The organism is Paenibacillus sp. ACRRY (genome assembly GCF_022346995.1).
In the GTDB taxonomy this organism is placed as follows: domain Bacteria; phylum Bacillota; class Bacilli; order Paenibacillales; family Paenibacillaceae; genus Paenibacillus.
Genome location: NZ_JAKRNM010000001.1, coordinates 57,185 through 78,048, shown reverse-complemented (window position 1 = coordinate 78,048; position 20,864 = coordinate 57,185). Strand labels below are relative to the sequence as shown.

Below are 20,864 nucleotides of genomic sequence, written 5' to 3'. Positions count from 1 at the left end.
TGCGTTAATGATATTTAGTTAAAATTAACCCTCGTTTCCGGTCTGTGTTTCAACCGAACCATCATTTTCGCCTGTATTGCTTTCTGTTCCGGCATCCGGTGTAACAACTTCGCCAGGAGTCGTAACCGAACCGTCGCTGGAGCCATCACTGCTTCCACCAGGTTCGGTAGTACCCGTTCCAGGGGATGTACTTCCATCACCCGACTGGCCGTTTCCTTGTCCCTGTCCTCCATTGTTGCCGTTACCGTTACCATTATTGCCATTGTTTCCATTACCGTTACCATTATTGCCATTGTTTCCATTACCGTTTCCATTGTTACCGTTGTTGCCGTTATTCCCATTGTTACCGTTGTTTTCACCCGAATTTCCATTATCCGGTGAACCGTTATCTGGATTCTCTATACCCGGCTGTTCCGTTCCTGGATCCGTTCCTGGGTCTGTACCCGGTTCTGGTTCCACTGGTTCGATCTCTTGGGCTTCAATCATAAGTGAGATCGTATTGGAAGGATCCGTTTCAAGTCCGGAGGCCAGATCAACCGCTGTAACATAATACTCATAAGTCAGACCTGGAAGTGCACTCAGATCCTGCGCACTAGTCGATCCCACTGAATCAATCAGATGCGTGAATTGCGCTTCGGACGTTTCTTTACGATAGATACGATACTGAGTATTTGCGTCTCCCGTACCTGTCCAGTTAAGCGAAACTGTCTGAGAATTCGGATCATACGCTCCGCTTAATCCACTAACCGACAATTGCGGCTGCTCCGGTTGCGTTTCTTCCGGTGGTGGCGCCTGCGCACCTTTAGGTGCTTCAAAGTCCTTCACAGGTACACCCTTCAGAGCATCAGTCATAACTTTAGCGAAGAAAGCAGCGGATAACTTACTGCTATTTTTGAGCATATGGGTTGCATCCGGGTTATCGTATCCCATCCAGACTGCAGCAGTCCATTCAGGCGTATAACCGACAAACCAAACATCACGGTTCGCGCTGTTGCCAGCGATGCCGCTTTGCACCGTACCGGTTTTACCTGCTACTGGACGATCCAGTCGTGCTGAACGTCCTGTACCATCATTAACTACGTTTTGAAGCATCTGTGTCAATGCGTATGCATTTTGTTCACTCATGACACGTGTCGTGTCCGACTTGTCATGCTTGTAAACAGACTTATCCGAGCTGTCTTTGATTTCCTTGATCGAGTATGCATCTTGATATTCACCTAGGTTTGCAAATGCACTATAAGCCTGAGCCATTTCAAGTGTATTTGTACCTTTACTCAGACCACCCAGGGCGATCGCGAGGTTTTTATCCTCATCTGTAAGCTGTATGCCTACACTCTTCGCAAATTGTACGCCTGTATTTACACCTATTTTATCAAGCAGCCATACAGCAGGAATGTTCTCCGACTTCGTGATGGCCTCCGTCATACTAATTGTTGAAGAGTATCCGTGCAAGTTTCCCGGGCAATAATTGCCGAAGCACTGCTTCTGATTGCTCAGCGGCGAGTTGGCGTTATAGTCGCCAGACTCCAGTGCAGGGGCATACGATACGATGGGCTTGAATGCCGATCCCGGTTGTCTGCGGCTCTGTGTTACCCGGCTGTACCCCTTCGTTTGATAATCACGTCCACCCAAGAGAGCAACGAGACTGCCATTTTCATGGTTCATGATAACCATGGATCCTTGAACCTTCTGGTCATCCTTGCTTTCCTCAAATAAACTGTCATCCGAGAATGCACTTTCCATCGCCGTCTGTGCCTGGGCATCCATGGTTGTATAAATCTTGTAACCACCGATGTTCAGATCATCTTCTGTTTTGCCTGTTACGCGTTCCGCTTCACGAAGAACATAATCAATAAAGGCTTGATATTTTTGCTCTTTTTCCGGTGGGGTATAATCGTAATCCACCGCTTTCGCTTCATCCATTTCTTCCTTCGTGATGTAGCCCTGTTCGTACATCAGCTGCAGCACCACACCGCGGCGTGCTTTGGAATCGTTCGGGTTGCTCAGCGGGTTATAGGCGGACGGCCCTTTAGGCATCGCTGCCAGCGTGGCAATTTCCCACAAATCAAGGTCCTCAAGCTTATCCTTGCCAAAATAAAATTCGGATGCGGCTTTAATACCATAACGCTGATGACCGAAGAAGATTCGGTTCAGATACATGGTCAGAATCTCGTCTTTTGTGTACTTGCGCTCCAAAGCCATCGCAATGGATACTTCCGTCGCTTTCCGGAAGAATGTTTTGTCACGGGACAGGAACATGTTTTTCGCAAGCTGTTGGGTTAGCGTACTACCGCCCTCCACCATGGAACGGGCCATGACGTCTTTAACAGCCGCACGTCCTATGGACCAGATATCCACACCCTGATGCTCATAGAATCGTCTATCCTCTGTTGCGACAAAAGCTTCCTTTACCAATTCGGGAATCTCATCTTCATCAACGGGTTCCAGCTTCTGAATCGACAGCTCCCCCATTAATTGCCCATTGCGATCATATACTTTCGACGTCTCATTAATTGTTGTTTTGTCCATGTTGGCTGTAAGCAGCCGCTCACCACTTACCATGATGAACAGATACCCGCCAAGTGCACAAAAGATGGCGATTGCCATTGTGAAAAATAGTGTCCACCCAACGCGTTTACCCGTAATTTTTTTCTTTTTAGAGGTCTTTGACTTCGCTTTTTTGGTTGACTTGTTATTGTTGTTGCGATTGTTAGACCTCGACAACGGATCGTTTGGCATGTTACCTCCTGACTCCCTTTCGGTTGCGTAATTTCTATTCGCCTGTATTGGCTAAGGCTTATCATAACCCTTTTTTGCCCGGAATGAAAAGAACAACCCTTGTTAAGGTTGCTCTGCTTCAATTCCTATACTTGTAGACGAAATGGTTGTAGAAAAGGTTTCGAAATTTTTTAAGCTTCGCCGCTGTTATCCTGCTGCATCAGCGATACGCTGCGTTGCGGCGTGAACGTGGAGATGGCGTGCTTATAGACCATTTGCTGGCGTCCGTCGCTGTCAATGACGATCGTAAAATTGTCAAATGCCTTGATCGTTCCACGGATTTGAAAGCCGTTGGTCAGATAGACCGTAGCAGGAATGTTTTCTTTCCGCAGTTGGTTCAAGAACGTATCTTGGATGTTGATGGACTTGTTCATTAGCCGTACCCCCATTGGTTCATTTGAATTCGTGTTTAAGATAGTATTCAATATCGCTGAGTAGCTTTCGTGCTATTATATCATGAACAGTTTCATATAATCCACAAAAACCCCTTGTCTACTAATTTGCATCTCGGAATCAGCCTGACGTGCAGTTAGAAGACTTATCCATTATACACCGCTTGTCTAAAATGCAAAAGAGGGACAAAATCATCGTTTTAGAGCGCTTTATTCCTTACGTTCCTGGTCAACCAACGGGTTAGCCAATGCTTTTGTTAACGGAATTTTCTGCCGTTCTTTTCGATCATGTATCAGCATTTTCAGGTATGTATTGGTATTAGACAGAACGATAATTACCCAAATTAGGGCAATAAGACCCAGAATGGCAACGGCAACTCCATATATTCCGGACAAAAAGAGATATAAACTCGTCACTCCACTTACACTTGAGTCCATTCAGATTCCTCCTTTCTCATTTGAACACATCGTCATTGTCTCATGTTGTTATGTGTTTTCATCTTAATGACAATGTTATTTTTTTACAATCATTTTATTGATTCTATCCCTTTATTTTCTAAGTTTTATACTCAAAATAAAAAACCTCTACTCTTTTCGAAATCAAGAGATAGAGGTTCAAACGTCCCATAGGGGACCTATTCACACGTCTGGAAATCATTTAAACTTTTCATTAATTAATGCACATACCTGTTCATAGTTCCCTGCGAAATCTTCGGTATCTGTCATATCCACCCATTCAATGTCCTTCATATGCCGGAACCAGGAAAGTTGGCGTTTGGCAAAGCGGCGGGTATCCCTCTTCAGCCATTCCACCGCTGCATCCCAGCTGACTTCGCCTTGAAGATACGCCGCGATTTCCTTGTATCCCAGTCCCTGCATGGAGATATGTCCTCTGGCCACACCGCGTTCCAGCAGTGACCTCACTTCTTCTACCAAACCTTGCTCAATCATCAGGTCAATACGTTCTTCAACCCTGGCATAGAGCTTTTGACGATCCATTGTTAAACCTATGATACTCAGATCATACGGGGATTCTTTTTTCTGTGACGCCAGTTGTTCAGATAACTTCTCCCCTGTCAGATGGTAAATCTCAAGAGCCCGAACAATTCGCCGCTGATCGTTCACATGCAGCCGGTCCGCACTAATTGGATCTATTTCCCTCAGCTTGTCATGCAGTGCCTGAGCACCATGTAACTCCGCATAGCGGAACTGTTCCTCCCGAAAAGCCTCATCCGACCCACTTTCCGAGAATTGAAATCCGTAACAGACCGACTCTACATACAGACCGGTTCCCCCAACAATAAAGGGCAGCTTACCGCGATCCTGTATTTCACTGATCAGACGGGTACAGCACTCCTGAAATTCCGCCACTGAATATGGATATTCCGGTTCATGAATATCAATGAGATGGTGGGGTACCCCTTTCATCTCTTCACGGGTAATCTTGGCCGTTCCGATGTCCATCTCACGATAGACCTGCATCGAATCTCCCGAAATAATCTCGCAATTAAATGCTTTTGCGAGCTCGATACTCATCCTTGTTTTACCTACTGCTGTCGGTCCGACCAATACAAGCAGTTTCGGTTTAACTTCCGCTTTCAACATTTATCACTCCGTACAGTGTTTTTGCATTGGCGCGATCCAGCACCTCGAATCCAAGCCTCATAAACTCCGCGCTGCCGCGCTTTTCTTTCATCACAACCCGCTTCCGGGCTACCCGTTTGGCCTCCATGATACTTTGAATATCCAGTGCATGGGAGTTTGCATAATCCCGCAAGGGCTGAATCGCACTTGAATCCATCATCGGCTCGCGGAACATGGGGTCGAAGTATACTGTATCACAGCTTCGATCCGGCATTGAACGAAGGAGATCCAGATGATTGGCATGTCTTAATTCAATTCTGCGAAAGGCTTCATCGACTTCGGGCTGATTACTCTCGTAATAGGACATCCCCTCAACCAATAGCGTATAGAGCTGCAGCGAGCTTTCACAAGCAATAACCTGCCCCTGCTTACCTGCTGCTACGGAGAACACCAGCGCATCCGTTCCCAATCCGGCTGTACAATCAATGATGGTATCTCCTTCAAGTACGGCTCCCGCTTCCAGCATAGGATCTGGCTCTCCGCGCAGTACACGCTTCGCACGTACAAATCCCATGCTTGGATGAAATTCAAGCTGCGGCGCATTCTTGCGATACAAGCGCGCCTTGCCCTGAAGCACGACCATGATTTCGTTAACGCCATAACGTTCAATCAGCCTGGGCAAAGACTTTTTATTGCGCGGCACATAGGTGCCACCCGTCGTTTCCGCGAGCTTGCGCGCGCGTTCCACAAGCGAAGGCGCCTCTGTATCACCGGTTGTAATATACATAACTTCCTCCTAAACAGCTACATGACCCGCTTGAACAATTTCTCCAGATCATAGGTTGAAAATGAAACCACTATCGGTCGCCCGTGTGGACAAGTATATGGCTGCCTGCAGGAACCGAGTCGCTGAATTAGCGTCTCTGCTTCCTGTTCTGTCAGCTTTTGATTGGCTTTAATTGAAGCTTTGCAAGAGCACATGATGGAAGCAGCTTCCCGCATTTTCCCCACATCAATGCTGCGCTCGCTTAGCACCCATTCAGACATTTCCTCAATAATATCCTTCTCGTCCCCTTTGGGAAACCAGAACGGATGGGAGCGTACACGAAACGTCTGTCCACCGAAATGCTCCAGATAGACCCCAGCCTGTTCAAACCAGGCCAGCCTTGACTTGAGTTTTTCCGTTTCGGACGGTGTAAACTCCAGTGTGATTGGCAGCAAAAGCTCCTGTGAGGCTTGAGCCGGATTGCCAAACTTTTCATAATAATACTCATAATTCACCCGCTCATGGGCGGCATGCTGATCAATCAGATAGAGGCCATCTTCATTCTGGGCTATCAGATACGTACCGTGATGCTGACCAATCAGGCTAAGCTCAGGAAACGCCGGCAACGTCGCATCCGACTTCACCGCTGCTGCCAGCTTCGCAGTATCAGGTAAACCTGAACCCTTCCAGCTGCGCTCCATATTGGAACGATTAGACGCTTGATATGACGGCCGGTTTTCTCTAACTGGAGCATTCACGTTGGTGGGACGATATGTCGGCGCTGTGTCCTGAGCTTTCACTTCGCGTTCATCTGCCTGAATCCGCTCACCAACAATGGCATGAAACGGATTCATCGGGTTGAGCTGATCTGGCGGCGGAGCGTCAGGCAAGGGAGGTACCTCTGGAAAAAGTTCTGCAGCCTGTCCCGGTTGAATATCAGCGGGGGCATCCAGATCGTCCTCTTCCACAGACGTGTTTCCAGGCAGAGGGGTGTTATTCTTTTTGGACTGTGCACCCTCATCTTCTATCGCTGGCTCATCCTTGTATGGTCCTCGCGGAAACAGAAACTGTTCCTGTATAAATGAACTGTCGTCTCCACGTCGGATCTGCTGTTTGGTCACTTGAGGTATAAGCACTTCCTGCCGCAGAATTCCCCGTACTGTCGTTTCAATAAATTCGTACAACTCGGCTTCCTTGCTGAACCGCACTTCCAGTTTTGCCGGATGAACGTTTACATCCACGAGTGAAGGATGCATCTCAAGCTGCACCACAACAAGCGGGAATCGATTGATCGGCAGTAACGTGTGATACGCTTTAAGAATGGCTTGATTAAGACCATAATTGCGAATAAAACGACCATTCACAATCGTTGACATGCCGCCTCGATTGGCCCGTGTCCATTCCGGAAGACTGATTAATCCACTTACCCGATAATCCAGATTCTCGCCCTGGATGGGCAGCATGGCTTTGGCTGCACTCGTTCCGTAGATTGCTGCAACCACCTGGAGCAGGTCGCCGTTTCCGAGCGTCTGCAGCAGCACGTTGGCATTATGCCGCAGCGTAAAGGAAATATGCGGATGGGACATAGCCATCCGGTACAGCACATCCGAGATATGTCCCAGCTCGGTTTGGATCGTTTTCATATATTTCAACCGTGCAGGAGTATTATAAAATAATTCTTTGACAACAAACTCTGTCCCTTGAGGTGAAGTAGCATCCTCATGTGTACACAGTTTGCCACCCTCAATCACAATCCGGCGCCCTCGGCCGTCGTCTCCGCTAGCCGTTAGCACTTCGACCTTGGAGACAGCCGCGATACTCGGCAGAGCCTCTCCCCGAAAACCAAGACTTGTGATCTGGAAGAGATCACGGCCGTGCGTAATTTTGCTTGTTGCATGACGATAGAATGCTGTTTCCAGATCCTCTGGCTCAATGCCTGAACCGTTGTCTTTCACACGAATACTGAGCAATCCGCCCTCTTCAACGGAAACTTCAATTTTGGTAGCCCCAGCATCCACGGAATTCTCCAGTAATTCCTTTACAACCGAAGCAGGCCGTTCAACTACTTCACCTGCTGCAATCTGGTTGGCAATATGTTCGTCAAGGACATGTATTTTCGCCACAGGTTTCCCCTCCCATCATATCAGGATAATTGCTGTGCCTTTAGCTTAAGCTCGTTCAATATTTGCATCGCCTGCAGAGGCGTCATATTCATAACATCAATGTCTTTCATGTTGCGTATAAAATCTCGCGCTGGTTTATCCACTGCGACCACAGCATCGGGCTTGCTTCCCACGCTGGGCTCATCATCACCGAATATCGACAGTTGGACAACGTCCTGTGGTTTGGAACCAGCCTTGTTCTTATTGCCTTGCTCCTTGGACGGCTCTCTCTCCATGTATGGCACCGTATTAGGTACTGAAACTACAGCTTCCTCGCGTACTACTGTGACACTTTCGGCATTTTCCGTTCCAAGTGTATTATTGTAGTCCGATCCCGAAATGCGGCTTTCCTTCCCGGCAAACTCACTGCCGACCGCCACCTGTGCGGCCGCATGTTCGAAGCCGTGCAGTAAACCATTCGCTCGTTCAATGATGCTATCCGGCAGACCCGCAAGTCGTGCGCAGTATATACCATAACTGCTGCTGGCTGCACCCGGAATCAATTTGCGCAGGAAGTTTACTTTATCCCCGCTCTCTTGTACAGCCATGGAGTAGTTCGCCAGCTTATCCAGACTTTCTTCCAGGTGAGCCAGTTCATGAAAGTGCGTTGATACGAGTGCTTTACAGCCTATAATGTCATGCACATACTCAATGACGGATTGGGCAATGGCCATCCCCTCGCTTGTTGACGTACCCCGGCCCAGTTCATCAATAATGATCAGGCTCCGCGGCGTTGCTTTGTCGGTCATCACCTGAATATCCGCCATCTCCACCATAAACGTACTCTGACCGCCAATCAGATCGTCGGCTGCCCCAATTCGTGTGAAGATACGATCCATGATAGGTACCTCTGCCTGACCTGCAGGTACAAAACAACCGATCTGGGCCATGATTGAGATCAGGGCAACTTGTCGCATATACGTACTTTTTCCGGCCATATTCGGGCCAGTAATCAGAAGAATCCGTGCTTCTTCCTTTTTCATTGCCGTGTGGTTGGCGATAAAGGCACCATCTCGCATAACAGCCTCCACCACGGGATGACGTCCTTGTTCCACAACAAAGTCATAACCATCTGTCAGTGTTGGTCTCACAAAATTCCGCTCTGCACTGATTACTGCGAAGGATTGATACACATCAATCTCCGCAACCTGTTCAGCCAGTTTTTGCAGTCTTGCTATTTCCTGATTCAACCGATCCCGAAGCTCAGCAAACAATCCGTATTCAATATCGACCATCTTGTCCTGTGCTTCAAGAATCAATGTTTCCTTTTCCTTCAGCTCCGGCGTAATGTAACGTTCTGCATTAGCCAACGTCTGTTTCCGCTCATAACGGCCTTCCGGCAAGGAGGCCAGATTGGACTTCGTAATTTCGATATAATAGCCAAACACTTTGTTGTAGCCAATTTTCAGGGAGCGGATGCCCGTAGCTTCACGTTCTTTTGCTTCCAATTCAGCGATCCACTGTTTGCCATTAACCGAAGCTTCCCTGAGTTCGTCCAGTCGTTCATGGTAACCTTCACGGATTAATCCTCCGTCCCTTACGGAAACCGGAGGCTCGTCCACAATGGCACGCCCGATAGCATCCCTTAAGTCACTACAGTCATCCATCATCTCCGCAATGTTCTGCAGCGTTGTAGAAGAAGACTCTGCACAATACTGGCGCAGTCCAGGTATTTTATCCAGCGACAGCTTGAGTGCATTCAGATCGCGTCCGTTGGCATTCCCGAAGGCAATCCGTCCCACCAGTCGTTCCAGATCATAGATATCCTTCAGTTCAGCACGCAGATCCTCACGCAAAATAAACTGATTGTATAGCGTGTCCACTGCTTCAAGCCGCTCATTAATTTTCCCTTTTTGCAGCAAGGGCTTATCTACCCACCGCCGCAGCATCCGCGCACCCATGGATGTCTCCGTCTTGTCCAGCAGCCATAGCAACGAGCCTTTTTTGGAACGCTCGCGAACCGTTTCCACAAGTTCCAGATTACGTCTGGTGAATGGATCCAGAATCATGAAGTGATCCGGCTCGTAAGTCGAGATTTGAGTCAATTGCCCCAGAGAACGTTTCTGTGTTTCACTCAGATAAGAGAACAGACGCGCGACACACGCTTGACGTTCCGGCTCCAGTCTTGCCCATGCAGCCTCACCGAATTGTTGCCGAACAAGGTCTTCCTTGCTCTTGGTCCACGGAGTATATACAACAGGTCTCCCAATTGGTGAAGACTGCGCAGCGACGGTATCCAGAAGAGGCGCATCGCCGACTAATTCGGAAGGTTCGTAGATGCCGATCTCGTCTTTCAGCCATTCCTTGGAATATGGCACGGACGTCACGTACAATTCACCCGTTGACAGGTCACATGCTGCCAGTGCCAGTGTATTTTGGTTCCCCGTCAGGCAGACCATATAATTGTTGGATTTGTCCCCAAGCGTCTTGCCTTCCATCACCGTTCCAGGCGTGATGACACGTACAATCTCCCGGCGTACCATGCCTTTTGTTACGGTTGGATCTTCCATCTGCTCACAGATGGCGACCTTATATCCTTTTTCAATCAGACGCTGTATGTAATTGTCCGCCGAATGATAAGGCACACCGCACATCGGGATTTTCTCTTCCCCACCGCCTGCACGTGCAGTCAGCGTAATTTCGAGCTCACGTGCTGCATTGACAGCATCATCGAAGAACATCTCATAGAAATCACCTAATCTAAAAAAAAGAAAAGCGTCTTGCGCTTCGGCCTTCACTTGCAAATATTGTTGAATCATTGGCGTATACTGAGCCATGAATATCCTCCATCCGTTCCTATGTTGTCAGGAAGAGTCCCTGCCCTAGAAGGAACAATAAGGCGGTCAGGCACATCTTCGTGCCTCCGCCTCATGTTTCGGCCATCTGCCGCTTCCTTCACAGACCGCTGTCTGCATGTCTTCCATAGCTGTAATCAGATCCAAAATTGACTTGATTTCTATTATAACAAAAAATCATCCACTCTTCATGAACCTGCACGAATATTCCAGACTTTGCGAATGTCCCGGCTCTCATCCCACGTCTTTCCCTCTCTCAGGTGACGTATGAGCGGAGCGGCATACTTTTCATATTTTGCGTATTCCTCCAAACCCACCAGATCATCCATAAGCGCTGGAATGTACTCCTTCATGTGTTCCCGGTTTCCTTCATAAAAGGAAGCGTGCACGGTTGTGTTCATCAAAGGACGAAGGGGAAGACTGGGGTAGGAGGCAGCAATAAGTCCAGCGAGAGCGACGACTCCTTTGGCAACGAGTGGAGAAATTAGAAAGCTGGGCAGTGTTCGATACTCGAATCCGCCATAGTTCTTCAGTCGAAAATCACCCAGCGCTCCGTACCTTGGACGCCTGCCCGAACCACGTGGGTCCTGCAGAAACGCAAGCGGCAATGCCAGATAATTGTCAAGCACACGCAGCAGATCCCCATTAAGAGTTACTCCGCTGAAATGGACATGTCCCCCAAGTGGCAATCCACGCTGCGGCATTCCCCCGGCCTGCCAAATGAGCGAATGGTCGGTTATGCTGCGGGATGCAACGTCAAAAGCTCTAAGTAAATGGGTTAGCAGCTCTCGCGGTTCCGAACTGGGAGCAGGACGTAGTTCAGCAACCGGATAGATCCGCCTCCCCCCGATAGTCACAGAATCGCAGCCCACCATTCCCGTGCGTCCCAGAAACCTTGAGGCAGGTACAATCTTGGATTCCGGCATCTGAACGAGCAGAAACTCCGGGTCCATTCCAAGAACGGGCGTTACTTTGTTGTGACTTTCCTCATCCAGTAGAGACTGCAGCTGCTTCCAGCCTTCCCGGTACATGACGGATAGATCTGTCATGCCCTTCCACGGACGCGGGTCAATCGAAACAACAGTGCATCCGTTTTTCCCCGAAGCTTCCAGCCGTACAGCGCCGTGATCCAGTCCAAGGGTATATAAGGTTTTAACAGCGAGCCGCTCGATTCGTTTGAACAGCGTCGATGCCGCTTCCCGGTCCAGTATGCTTTCCTGCGCACCGCCCATGCCGCTCGTATCCCGACGTTTAATCCGAAGCGCGTACAGGCAGCATATCTCGACATCGTAACGCACTCTCAGGCCGGGCTCCCTTTTTTGCCTATCACGTGAGGCAAGTACTTCGATACCGGCTCGCTCCAATCGTCCTGTCCGTTCTCTTGCCAGCATGCGTTCGTAACGCTTAACCGCTTGCTCTGCCTCTTCCATCACATTCATTCGGTTCCTCCTTTCCACCGCCCAAAAAGAAAAAAGAGGGCTTGCGCCCTCTTCAATGCCGCTTGCGGCGCATATGATACCTTAGCTAAGGATACAAGAGACGAAGAAATTACAGTTCCTCGTCAAGCAGGTCCGGATCAAGATCATCATAATCTTCATCCGTGCTGCCAAAGTCATAATCCTTGTCTTCGTAGTCTCCGCAACCATCTGTGCATACCTTCACGCAAACTTTGGTTTCGGCAACCAGTTCAACAGCGAATTCCCGTTCTACCCGGATAATTACGCTGCCTCCACCTGCGGATACAGTGGCTTCCACACAGCTTGGTTCCTGCGTTGCATCCGCAGCTACCTCTACTGTGGAAGCCCGATGTTTCGGATCCAGGTAAGACAAAGGCACATGTTCTACATACGACACCGTTTCTTTGGCTACATCTGTCTGCGAATTTTTGTCATAGGAATACCAAATGTTGATATCGTAAGTACCAATAACTTCAATTCCGTCCCCCGCTGATACGGCTTCATATTGGTGGTTGATAATCCAAGCCCCCAAAATACTGGTCGGACCATTAGGCGGAGTCACGGTATGTGTTACGGTAGAGAACTTACGACCTTTGCCGCAGATCGCCTTCGTGATGATCTCTCTACATTGATGTTTATGACTCAATGACATCTTTAAACCTCCTCCATACAATCATTCACTACAAGTGTATGCAGGGCATCCGTCTAGGGTGACAACTATTTTCTATTATTCGTTTGTAGATTGGGACCGGTCCGTAATTGGGGACGGCGCTTTGTCCTTCTTCGCAATTTTCAGATACAGCGCGAGTTCCCGGCACAGCTGGAGAATCGCGGAACGAATCTCGAATTCTTCCCTTGTATCTGGCAGGTCCATTCGCCTGAATTCTTCTTGCACATCTGCGAGAAGTTTTTCGGTTCGTCCAGTGTAAGACTCCGTGAGCACATCCTGACTTAGCTGGTCAAACAGCTCCGACACCATTTCGGCGTGTGGCATCTTCTGATAAATTTGGGATACCAGATGCATCATATGCTGAATGGAGTCCAGCTGCGTTTTTCGCATGTAAAAGTATACACTCCATTCTTCGTTCGGATGAATGACCTGATTCTCAAGTGAACGCTTGGCTGCTTCAATGCCGCCCAAAACAGCCTTGTCCGCTTCAATCAGTTCCTTCCCTGCCCAGATCTCATTCGGATTACGAAGAGTCGCGGCAAACTCCTTGAAGATCACGGAGAACAGTTCGTCAATCCTTTTGCGAATCTGAAGCATTTGCGGATCGGCCGCTGGCATGTAAGCCAGATTAACGACCATCGCAGATCCAAGACCAATCAGCAACAACCCGATTTGTATCAAAATGACTTGAACATCCATCTCCCCGCCACTGAAGACGCGAAAAACCACGACAGACCCCGTCACAATGCCTTCCTTAAATCCGGCCCGAACAATTACAGGAAATGCAATCAGTATGTACACGGCTAGAACCCAATAATGGAAGCCTAGAAAGTGAAAAAGTACACTTGCAAACAAAAGACCTACCACGGAAGCAAAGAAACGCGCCGATATCGTGCGAATGCTCCTTTTCCTCGTAACATCGACACCCAGAATGGCCAGCAAGCCTGCCGATGTTGGCCCAGGCAAGCCGCACCAGTCCGCAATCAGCACAGCCATCAGTGCAGCAATTGCAGTTTTGATTACTCTAAAACCCATTTCTCATTTCCTCTCCTCTAAGCTGCTTATATGTCCAAGCCAGCTCTTCGTCCCATCCGGTTGAATGCATGTCCTGCTTCATACCTCTAATAAATCTGAGATAGCCTAGTTCCGCAATATGTAGTATTACACAGCCTGAGGCAAACCATTTCACGTTTCATAAAAAAGAAGCGATTGAAGGGGTGACACAGACATATGCAATCACATCAGAATGAATAAACGGCATCAACCGACATGCCCATGCATGCCGGTCACAACATCGCGTCCCGGATGTGGGACGCTGGCAATTTTGATCCATGCGGGCGATGGCCCATCTCTCCAATCACCGCATACATGAAGGACTGCACGGAATATTCGTATTAGTATGGTACTTGATTTTCGGTAAGCGGGCAACGTGACACCCCTTGTGAAATTGTATACATAAGACGATCTATCATGTTCTATTAATCGTATTTGCGGCACTACCTGCGCCCTGCCAGCAATTTTCTCTCCACATACACCACTAGCTGATACATCGCTGTAGCTACGGCCGCGATAATAAGCAGGCTTGATAATACCAGAGTAAAATTGAAGACCTGAAATCCGTAGATAATCAAATACCCGAGTCCCTGTTTGGCAACCAAAAACTCACCAACAATCACCCCGACCCAGGCCATGCCCACATTGACTTTCAACGTAGAAACAATCGCTGGAAACGATGCCGGCAGTACAACTTTGGTAAAAATCACGGACCGGTCGCCCCCGAACGTACGAATGACCTTAACATAATTGCTGTCCACTTCGTTGAAACTGTTGTACACGACCAGGGTCGTAATAATTACCGTAATGGACAACGTAGTCATGACAATCGCCGTAAAGCCTGCACCGAACATGACGATGAAGATAGGGCCTAGCGCCACCTTTGGCATGCTGTTGAATACAACCATGTAGGGATCAAGCACTTTGGACAAAAAAGGAGACCACCAGATCAGGACCGCAAGCAGCGTTCCGACAAGCGTCCCCAGCAAAAAGCCAACTGCCGTCTCCCCAACGGTGACTGCGACATGTATCCACAATTCACCACTGGCGATGTCCTTGCCGATCTGGGCAAAAACTTTACTCGGATAACTGAACAGCAGCACATCAATCCAGCGCATCCTGCCAGCCAGTTCCCATAACAAAAACATGCAGACCAGCAGGGACAGCTGAACCGCAAGTACCTTGCGGCGCCACTCAGCGACCTGCTTCATGTGGCCTTGGTGCAGCTTCTGCATCCATTCATCACGGCGCATTTCCTGCTTCTCTCTCGTCTGATTCACCCGTTCTTCTCACCTCCTCCGGACTGTTCCAGTTCGCTCCATAGCGCCTGAAAAAGCTCATTAAAACCTTCCTGTTCCCTTGCATAGAAGGGCTGGGATTTCCGAATGGCTTCAGGAATGATGAACTCTTTCCGAATTCGTCCTGGATTGCGATCCAGCACAATAACGCGGTCACTCACAGCAATCGCTTCGGACAGGTCATGTGTGACCAGCACCGAGGTTTTCCCCGTTTCCTTGAGCGTATCCGACACCAGATCCTCCAGCTGCAGTTTGGTCTGGTAGTCCAGCGCAGAGAATGGTTCATCCAGAAGCAGCAGGGATGGATCGGTTGCTAGCGTCCGCACAAGCGCGACACGCTGCCTCATGCCCCCGGATAGTTCGGAAGGATATAAATTCTCTGTTCCAGCAAGCCCCATCTCAGCAAGCAGCTCGCTTGTTCGTTTACGACTCCGTTCATCCAGCCTGCCCGTCAATTCAAGTCCGATCAGTGCATTATCCAAAATGGTACGCCATGGAAACAGATAGTCCTGCTGCAGCATATAGCCAATCTGGGCAGAAGGACCTTCAACCAGTTTCCCTTTAATTTTCACATCTCCCGCGGTTGGAGTAAGCAGTCCGGCAATGATGGACAACAATGTCGTTTTGCCACACCCGCTCGGACCGACAAGACTGACAAATTCTCCTTGCTTAACCTGAAGGCTCAGGTCTTCGATGACCAATGAGGCTTCACGCTCATTGACATAAACTTGCGAAATTCCTTCCAGTCTAATCACCGTATCGGATTCAGGCATGACGATCACTTCCTTTCCTGAATGCCTGGTTACTTCACAGATGCTGCTTGTTCCGCATAGGTGTTATCAACAATCGCTTTGGAATCCACCCGTTGTTCAAGTTCTCCAGCCGCACTCATGACGTCCAGTAGGTTGTTCCATTCTTCATCATCAATAATCGGATCTGTTGCATACGTCCCCTGTTCCTTATAGCGATTAATACTACTTACGAGAATGGATTGATCAATGTCTTTAAAGTAAGGTAGGATGACCTCGGCAATTTCTTCAGCGGAATGGGAATCTACCCAAACCTGTGCTTTGTGCAGCCCGTTTGTAAATTTCTGTACAATTTCTTCGTTGTCGTTGATGTAGCTTTGTTTCGTCATGAAGACTGTGTAAGGCAAATGTCCACTTTCCGTTCCAAACGATGCAACGACCTTCCCTCGGCCTTCCTGTTCAAAGATGGACGCCTGTGGTTCAAACAGCTGTACATAATCTCCTGTGCCCGACGCAAATGCAGAAGCAATGTTGGCAAAATCGACATTTTGGATCAATTCCAGATCATTCTGCGGATCAATGCCGTGTTTGTTCAACGTGAATTCTCCAGCCATCTGCGGCATCCCGCCTTTGCGCTGTCCGAGAAACGTACTTTGGTTCAGCTGATCCCAATCAAAGCTGCCTTCCGCACTCCGTGCAAACAAAAATGTTCCGTCTGTCTGGGTTAGCTGAGCAAAGTTAATGACCGGATCTTCAGCTCCCTGCTGATAGACATAGATGGATGTCTCTGCTCCGACCAGAGCGATATCTACGGAGCCCGCGAGCAAGGCAGCCATCGTTTTGTCACCACCAGCCGTTGTCTGGATCTCGACCTCCAGTCCCTCTTCTTCAAAAAAACCTTGGGCTACGGCTACATACTCCGGTGCGTAAAATACAGAACGCGTCACCTCGCCAATCGTAATTTTCGCTTCGTTTTTCTCTTTGTTGCAGCTCGTGAGCGCCACAATGATAATCAGCAATATAACGATGGCACGGATGAACCAGGGCGTGTATTTCATGCTGTTTCCCTCCTTCGCTGGTTTCAGCAGTTTCTCTCTACTATGAATATGCCGCTGCCCATCAAAAGGTTAAGAACTTGCACACCAAAAAAAGAGCCGGGCATATGCCCGGCTCTCTCTAGTGCCTGCTTCCTGTTATGTGATTAACAACTACAGTTTATAAATCTCGGTATATTTTGCTTCCAGATAGTCAGCCAAATAATCCGGGTTCAGCTCTTCACCTGTCACTGCAAGAATCAATTCGGAAGGCGTGCGGCTCTTGCCGTAACGATAAATCTTGTCCGTTAACCATTCCTTGATCGGTATTAGATTGCCTTCAGCAATATAAGAGTCAAACTCCGGCAGTTCCTGGCGCAACGTATGTAGAATCTGAGCAGCATACATATTGCCGAGTGAATATGATGCGAAATAACCAAAATCGCCACCGGACCAGTGAACATCCTGAAGCACGCCTACACCATCATTTGGAGGAACAATGCCCAGATATTCTTCGTACTTGGCGTTCCAGGTTTCCGGCAAATCCTTAACTTCCAGTCCCTCGTTGAACAGCATCTTCTCAATTTCATAACGGATGATAATGTGCAGATTATACGTTAGCTCGTCTGCTTCAATTCGAATCAGGGAACTTTCGACGCGGTTGATCGCACGGTAGAAATCTTCCAGTGCTACTTCGCTCAATTGCGGAAAATGCTGCTGCAAGTCTTGATAATAGCGAGTCCAGAACGGACGGCTGCGGCCAATCATATTTTCCCAGAGACGGGACTGGGATTCATGAATACCCATCGACGTTCCTTCAGCCAAAAGGGTACCTGCCAAACTTCCGTCAATATTTTGCTCATATAGCGCGTGTCCGCCTTCGTGCAAAGAACTGAATACCGCGCTCGTCACATCATCCTGCAAGTAGTTCGTCGTGATTCGCACATCTCCCGGGTTAAGTCCTGTCGCGAACGGATGAACGCTCTCATCCAGTCTTCCGGCATCAAAGTCATAACCCATCTGTCCCAAAATGAACAAACTGAACTTTTCCTGTTGATCCGTATCAAACAGCTGGTTTAAGAACTCCGTGCTCGGCTTGTTTTCGGAAGCATTAATTTTTTCCTGCAACGGCACCAATCGTGCTTTCAACCGGGCAAATACCGCATCTACTTTCTCTACGGTCAGATCCGGCTCGTACATATCAAGCAGCGTATCATAGCGTGTATCTTTCACGCCCCAGTAGTCGATAAACTCCTGTTTGAGTTTCACGATCTCTGTCAAATAAGGGGAAAAGCCTTCGAAATCACTATTATGCTTGGCATCTTCCCATGCCGTTTCTGATTTGGCTGTGAGCACCGTATACGCTTGAACCTTCTCAGGCGGGACGGACTGACTGCGATCGTATTCCTTTTTGCAATCCACTACCAGACGGCGGTTTGTATCATCCAGTTCTTTCAACACCTCTGGTTTTGTCAGCGTGTCCAAATAAGTTTTCATCTCATCTGAGGTTTGAAGCTTGAACGCTTCGGTAGATAACATGCCGATGGTTTCCGAACGAGTCGGAACGCCTTTCTTCGGCGCACCAGTGCGCAAATCCCAATGAAGCAAACCAATGGCTTCGTGATAACTTTTGATTTTGCCGGCCAAGTTAAGGAATGATTCCAGATGTTTCAGTGTTTGTTCTTCCATTGTTATTGTTCACCTCTCCAAAAAAAGTTTAGACTCCCTATTGATGATACTTTTTGCAATGCGTATAATCAACTTTTAACAGAGGTAAATGGCTTGATTCTTATTTTAAGACATCGTGTCGTTTGCTGACCGTGGTATAATCAAGACAAGGCGTGGGACAAGCTGCATACCGATGCAAGCAGCCGTGCTCATCGTATTGGATAACAGGAGGCAATGGACATGAACAACATTCAAGAGATTTTGGAGTACAACAAATCATTTGTCGAGACGAAAGAATACGAAAAGTATACGGCTGGTAAGTTTCCAACTAAAAAAATGGCAATTATCACATGCATGGACACGCGTTTGGTGGAATTGCTGCCTAAAGCGATGAATTTGAAGAATGGTGAGGTTAAAATCCTTAAAACGGCCGGCGCCATTATCTCTCAACCTTTCGGTTCTGTTATGCGAAGCGTGCTTGTAGCTATTTATGAGCTCGGGGCAGACGAAGTTGTTGTTGTCGGTCACACCGAGTGCGGTATGGCATCTTTGCAAGCAGACACCATGATTGGCCACATGCTTGACCGCGGTGTATCCAAGGAAGTCATAAATGCTCTGGACAACTCCGGAATCAATTTGAACAATTGGCTTCGAGGGTTTAACAGTGTTGATGAAGGGGTAAAACATACTGTAGGAGTCATCAAAAATCATCCCCTGTTTCCACAGGGAGTACCCGTTCACGGCATGATTATCGATTCCTCTACAGGCCAGCTTGAGCTTGTGGTTGAAGGGTACGAGTAACAGGCATCTCTCTAAATGGTTTTGGGTGCGGACCTAAGGGTCCGCACTCTTTTTTTGTCTAAATTGAGGCAGTTATGCTGTCAGGTTGTCAAACCATACAGTTTCAGTGTACACTTTTATGAAAGCGGTCATTGATGGCAATATTGATTGTTTTCACTGACCCAGCCCTAATATTAAGGAGACATGTGCATGAACATACTTTCCTACGGATTGCTCGGGCTGCTTACCCGCGAGGAGTCGTCTGGTTACGATCTGATGCTGAAAATTCAGCCGCATTGGCAAGCCAAACACAGTCAGATCTACCCGCTCCTGTCCAAGATGGAAAATGATGAACTATTATCTTCCCGCTGGGTGCAACAGTCTGACAAACCGGACAAAAAAATGTATGCAGTCACGGAAAAAGGTATCGAGAAACTGCTCGGATGGATGATCACTCCTGTTACCGCTCCGGTAACACGTGACGAATTCAATTTGCGTATTTTGTGTGTCGGCATTGCCGAAGATGGAAGCATGAGACGCATTCTGAATGAGCGCAAAAACTGGTTTATGGAGCGCATCCGTTATTTCGAGGATTTGAAGTCTCGCATCCCTCAGGATAACCTCCGCGTAGGTAGCCGGGAATTTGGGAGCTACATTTTGGTTCAAAAGGGATTAATGAATGCCCAGACCGGCCTGGAATGGTGCAACTGGGTGACTCAGCTGCTGGATGGTCAGGCAGCCATTCAGGACCCTTGTCCGATTATTTCGGAAAATTAAACAAAATTTGAAACGTTCCTGCATTTAGTCCGTATTACATGAGTAAGGCCCATTTTTAGGGTTGATCACACAATTTAATCGGGGGGTTACGATCTTTACAATGAAGAAAAAATTTGGAATTAAACATCTGATGATGGTTTTTATGGCTTTCACTCTGTTGTTCGCAACAGTAGGCGTAGCAAATCCGGATTCTGCTGACGCAAGACGTGGTGGCGGTTTCAAATCCGGCACGAAAAGTTATACCAATACACCTAAGAAATCCGACAACAACAATGTGAGTCAGTCCAACTCGAACAACAACTCGGGTACAGGCGCAGCTGCAACTAACCGTGGCGGATTCTTCGGCGGTGGCGGCGGATTCATGAAAGGTATGATGCTGGGTGGTCTGGCCGGTATGATGTTCGGCGGATTGTTCGGTGGCATGGGAGCTCTCGGAAACATCCTTGGATTGCTTGTAAACGTTGCTGCAATCATGCTGATCGTAATGCTGGCAATGGCACTCTTCAGAGCAATTGCGAATCGCCGTAAACCGGCTGCAGATGGTCGCTATGACCGCCGCAGTGATCGTGATGATGATGAACGCAACAGAAACGGACGGTACTAATCATTATGGTTCTAAGCATGGATGAGATTGTTAACGCAATCTGTCTTCACATGGCTGAACGCAAAGGTGTGCGCCCGACCGATGTCAATGTTGAACTGAGCTGGGAAGAAGATACGGGATACTCCGCTGAAGTCTGGATTCAAGGCCGTAGTCAATACTTGGTTGAATCCAACATGATTGAAGCGATCCTGCGCTACCTCCACAGCGAATACAACATCCGGGCTTACCGTGAAAACGTCAGACTTGATCTGGACGAAGAGATTACAGCCATTGTGAATCAATAATCAAATCAATTAT

General features: G+C 48.2%; 18 protein-coding genes. 4 read left to right on the top strand and 14 right to left on the bottom strand.

Annotated features, from left to right (window positions below; translation table 11 throughout):
* Positions 1-24: 24 nt before the first annotated feature.
* The 14 genes from MH144_RS00390 to MH144_RS00325 all read right to left on the bottom strand — a co-directional run bounded on the left by MH144_RS00390 (position 25) and on the right by MH144_RS00325 (position 18,427).
* Positions 25-2,739, bottom strand: a complete 2,715-nt coding sequence (locus MH144_RS00390; protein ID WP_239296217.1) for a transglycosylase domain-containing protein — start codon at positions 2,737-2,739, stop codon at positions 25-27.
* Between the two features lie 170 nt (positions 2,740-2,909).
* Positions 2,910-3,152 (bottom strand): RNA chaperone Hfq, encoded by a 243-nt coding sequence (gene hfq / locus MH144_RS00385; RefSeq protein WP_017687918.1) that lies wholly within the window; start codon positions 3,150-3,152, stop codon positions 2,910-2,912.
* Between the two features lie 228 nt (positions 3,153-3,380).
* Positions 3,381-3,608, bottom strand: coding sequence for a hypothetical protein (locus tag MH144_RS00380; RefSeq protein ID WP_239296215.1), 228 nt, complete (start codon positions 3,606-3,608; stop codon positions 3,381-3,383).
* A 216-nt stretch (positions 3,609-3,824) separates the two neighbouring features.
* Positions 3,825-4,772, bottom strand: a complete 948-nt coding sequence (gene miaA, locus MH144_RS00375) for a tRNA (adenosine(37)-N6)-dimethylallyltransferase MiaA (RefSeq protein WP_481857327.1) — start codon at positions 4,770-4,772, stop codon at positions 3,825-3,827.
* Positions 4,756-5,541, bottom strand: coding sequence for a class I SAM-dependent methyltransferase (locus MH144_RS00370; RefSeq protein ID WP_239296211.1), 786 nt, complete (start codon positions 5,539-5,541; stop codon positions 4,756-4,758). The genes miaA and MH144_RS00370 overlap by 17 nt, the downstream gene beginning before the upstream one ends.
* Before the next feature lie 17 nt (positions 5,542-5,558).
* The gene (gene mutL / locus MH144_RS00365) at positions 5,559-7,643 is read right to left on the bottom strand and encodes a DNA mismatch repair endonuclease MutL (RefSeq protein WP_239296209.1); all 2,085 of its coding nucleotides are present in this window, start codon (positions 7,641-7,643) and stop codon (positions 5,559-5,561) included.
* A 20-nt stretch (positions 7,644-7,663) separates the two neighbouring features.
* Positions 7,664-10,459 (bottom strand): DNA mismatch repair protein MutS, encoded by a 2,796-nt coding sequence (gene mutS, locus MH144_RS00360; protein WP_239296207.1) that lies wholly within the window; start codon positions 10,457-10,459, stop codon positions 7,664-7,666.
* Positions 10,460-10,665: 206 nt separating this feature from the next.
* A complete protein-coding gene (locus MH144_RS00355) occupies positions 10,666-11,916 on the bottom strand; it encodes a putative amidoligase domain-containing protein (protein WP_239296197.1) in 1,251 nt (416 codons plus the stop codon).
* Between the two features lie 109 nt (positions 11,917-12,025).
* Positions 12,026-12,586, bottom strand: coding sequence for an outer spore coat protein CotE (locus MH144_RS00350; protein ID WP_183518944.1), 561 nt, complete (start codon positions 12,584-12,586; stop codon positions 12,026-12,028).
* A 75-nt stretch (positions 12,587-12,661) separates the two neighbouring features.
* Complete coding sequence (locus MH144_RS00345) at positions 12,662-13,639, bottom strand: aromatic acid exporter family protein (RefSeq protein WP_239296187.1); 978 nt, start codon at positions 13,637-13,639, stop codon at positions 12,662-12,664.
* Positions 13,640-14,100: 461 nt separating this feature from the next.
* Positions 14,101-14,892, bottom strand: a complete 792-nt coding sequence (locus MH144_RS00340; protein ID WP_481857326.1) for an ABC transporter permease — start codon at positions 14,890-14,892, stop codon at positions 14,101-14,103.
* A gap of 41 nt (positions 14,893-14,933) precedes the next feature.
* Positions 14,934-15,728 (bottom strand): ABC transporter ATP-binding protein, encoded by a 795-nt coding sequence (locus tag MH144_RS00335; protein WP_095286424.1) that lies wholly within the window; start codon positions 15,726-15,728, stop codon positions 14,934-14,936.
* Positions 15,729-15,757: 29 nt separating this feature from the next.
* Positions 15,758-16,762: an ABC transporter substrate-binding protein gene (locus tag MH144_RS00330; protein WP_239296185.1), complete on the bottom strand. Its 1,005-nt coding sequence runs from the start codon at positions 16,760-16,762 to the stop codon at positions 15,758-15,760.
* 150 nt (positions 16,763-16,912) lie between these two features.
* Positions 16,913-18,427 carry a carboxypeptidase M32 gene (locus MH144_RS00325; protein WP_239296183.1) on the bottom strand — a complete coding sequence of 505 codons (1,515 nt, stop codon included), beginning with the start codon at positions 18,425-18,427 and terminating at the stop codon, positions 16,913-16,915.
* Between the two features lie 219 nt (positions 18,428-18,646).
* Here MH144_RS00325 and MH144_RS00320 point away from each other — a divergent pair, with 219 nt between their 5' ends.
* The 4 genes from MH144_RS00320 to MH144_RS00305 all read left to right on the top strand — a co-directional run bounded on the left by MH144_RS00320 (position 18,647) and on the right by MH144_RS00305 (position 20,851).
* Complete coding sequence (locus MH144_RS00320) at positions 18,647-19,207, top strand: beta-class carbonic anhydrase (RefSeq protein WP_239296181.1); 561 nt, start codon at positions 18,647-18,649, stop codon at positions 19,205-19,207.
* Positions 19,208-19,396: 189 nt separating this feature from the next.
* On the top strand, positions 19,397-19,963 hold the full coding sequence (locus MH144_RS00315) for a PadR family transcriptional regulator (RefSeq protein ID WP_095286420.1): 567 nt from the start codon (positions 19,397-19,399) through the stop codon (positions 19,961-19,963).
* Positions 19,964-20,063: 100 nt separating this feature from the next.
* The gene (locus tag MH144_RS00310) at positions 20,064-20,567 is read left to right on the top strand and encodes a hypothetical protein (protein ID WP_239296179.1); all 504 of its coding nucleotides are present in this window, start codon (positions 20,064-20,066) and stop codon (positions 20,565-20,567) included.
* Between the two features lie 5 nt (positions 20,568-20,572).
* Entirely contained in the window at positions 20,573-20,851 is a 279-nt protein-coding gene (locus MH144_RS00305; RefSeq protein WP_095286418.1) for a YxcD family protein, read from the top strand.
* Positions 20,852-20,864 lie beyond the last annotated feature (13 nt).

What these genes read in the sequence shown, in the direction of transcription:
- mutS (WP_239296207.1), bottom strand. Translation starts at nt 10,459, where the DNA reads ATGGCTCAGTATACGCCAATGATTCAACAATATTTGCAAGTGAAGGCC.
- MH144_RS00355 (WP_239296197.1), bottom strand. Translation starts at nt 11,916, where the DNA reads ATGAATGTGATGGAAGAGGCAGAGCAAGCGGTTAAGCGTTACGAACGC.
- MH144_RS00325 (WP_239296183.1), bottom strand. Translation starts at nt 18,427, where the DNA reads ATGGAAGAACAAACACTGAAACATCTGGAATCATTCCTTAACTTGGCC.
- MH144_RS00340 (WP_481857326.1), bottom strand. Translation starts at nt 14,892, where the DNA reads ATGCAGAAGCTGCACCAAGGCCACATGAAGCAGGTCGCTGAGTGGCGC.
- MH144_RS00345 (WP_239296187.1), bottom strand. Translation starts at nt 13,639, where the DNA reads ATGGGTTTTAGAGTAATCAAAACTGCAATTGCTGCACTGATGGCTGTG.
- MH144_RS00335 (WP_095286424.1), bottom strand. Translation starts at nt 15,728, where the DNA reads ATGCCTGAATCCGATACGGTGATTAGACTGGAAGGAATTTCGCAAGTT.
- MH144_RS00380 (WP_239296215.1), bottom strand. Translation starts at nt 3,608, where the DNA reads ATGGACTCAAGTGTAAGTGGAGTGACGAGTTTATATCTCTTTTTGTCC.
- MH144_RS00315 (WP_095286420.1), top strand. Translation starts at nt 19,397, where the DNA reads ATGAACATACTTTCCTACGGATTGCTCGGGCTGCTTACCCGCGAGGAG.
- MH144_RS00320 (WP_239296181.1), top strand. Translation starts at nt 18,647, where the DNA reads ATGAACAACATTCAAGAGATTTTGGAGTACAACAAATCATTTGTCGAG.
- hfq (WP_017687918.1), bottom strand. Translation starts at nt 3,152, where the DNA reads ATGAACAAGTCCATCAACATCCAAGATACGTTCTTGAACCAACTGCGG.
- MH144_RS00305 (WP_095286418.1), top strand. Translation starts at nt 20,573, where the DNA reads ATGGTTCTAAGCATGGATGAGATTGTTAACGCAATCTGTCTTCACATG.
- MH144_RS00370 (WP_239296211.1), bottom strand. Translation starts at nt 5,541, where the DNA reads ATGTATATTACAACCGGTGATACAGAGGCGCCTTCGCTTGTGGAACGC.
- MH144_RS00330 (WP_239296185.1), bottom strand. Translation starts at nt 16,762, where the DNA reads ATGAAATACACGCCCTGGTTCATCCGTGCCATCGTTATATTGCTGATT.
- MH144_RS00310 (WP_239296179.1), top strand. Translation starts at nt 20,064, where the DNA reads ATGAAGAAAAAATTTGGAATTAAACATCTGATGATGGTTTTTATGGCT.
- MH144_RS00390 (WP_239296217.1), bottom strand. Translation starts at nt 2,739, where the DNA reads ATGCCAAACGATCCGTTGTCGAGGTCTAACAATCGCAACAACAATAAC.
- MH144_RS00350 (WP_183518944.1), bottom strand. Translation starts at nt 12,586, where the DNA reads ATGTCATTGAGTCATAAACATCAATGTAGAGAGATCATCACGAAGGCG.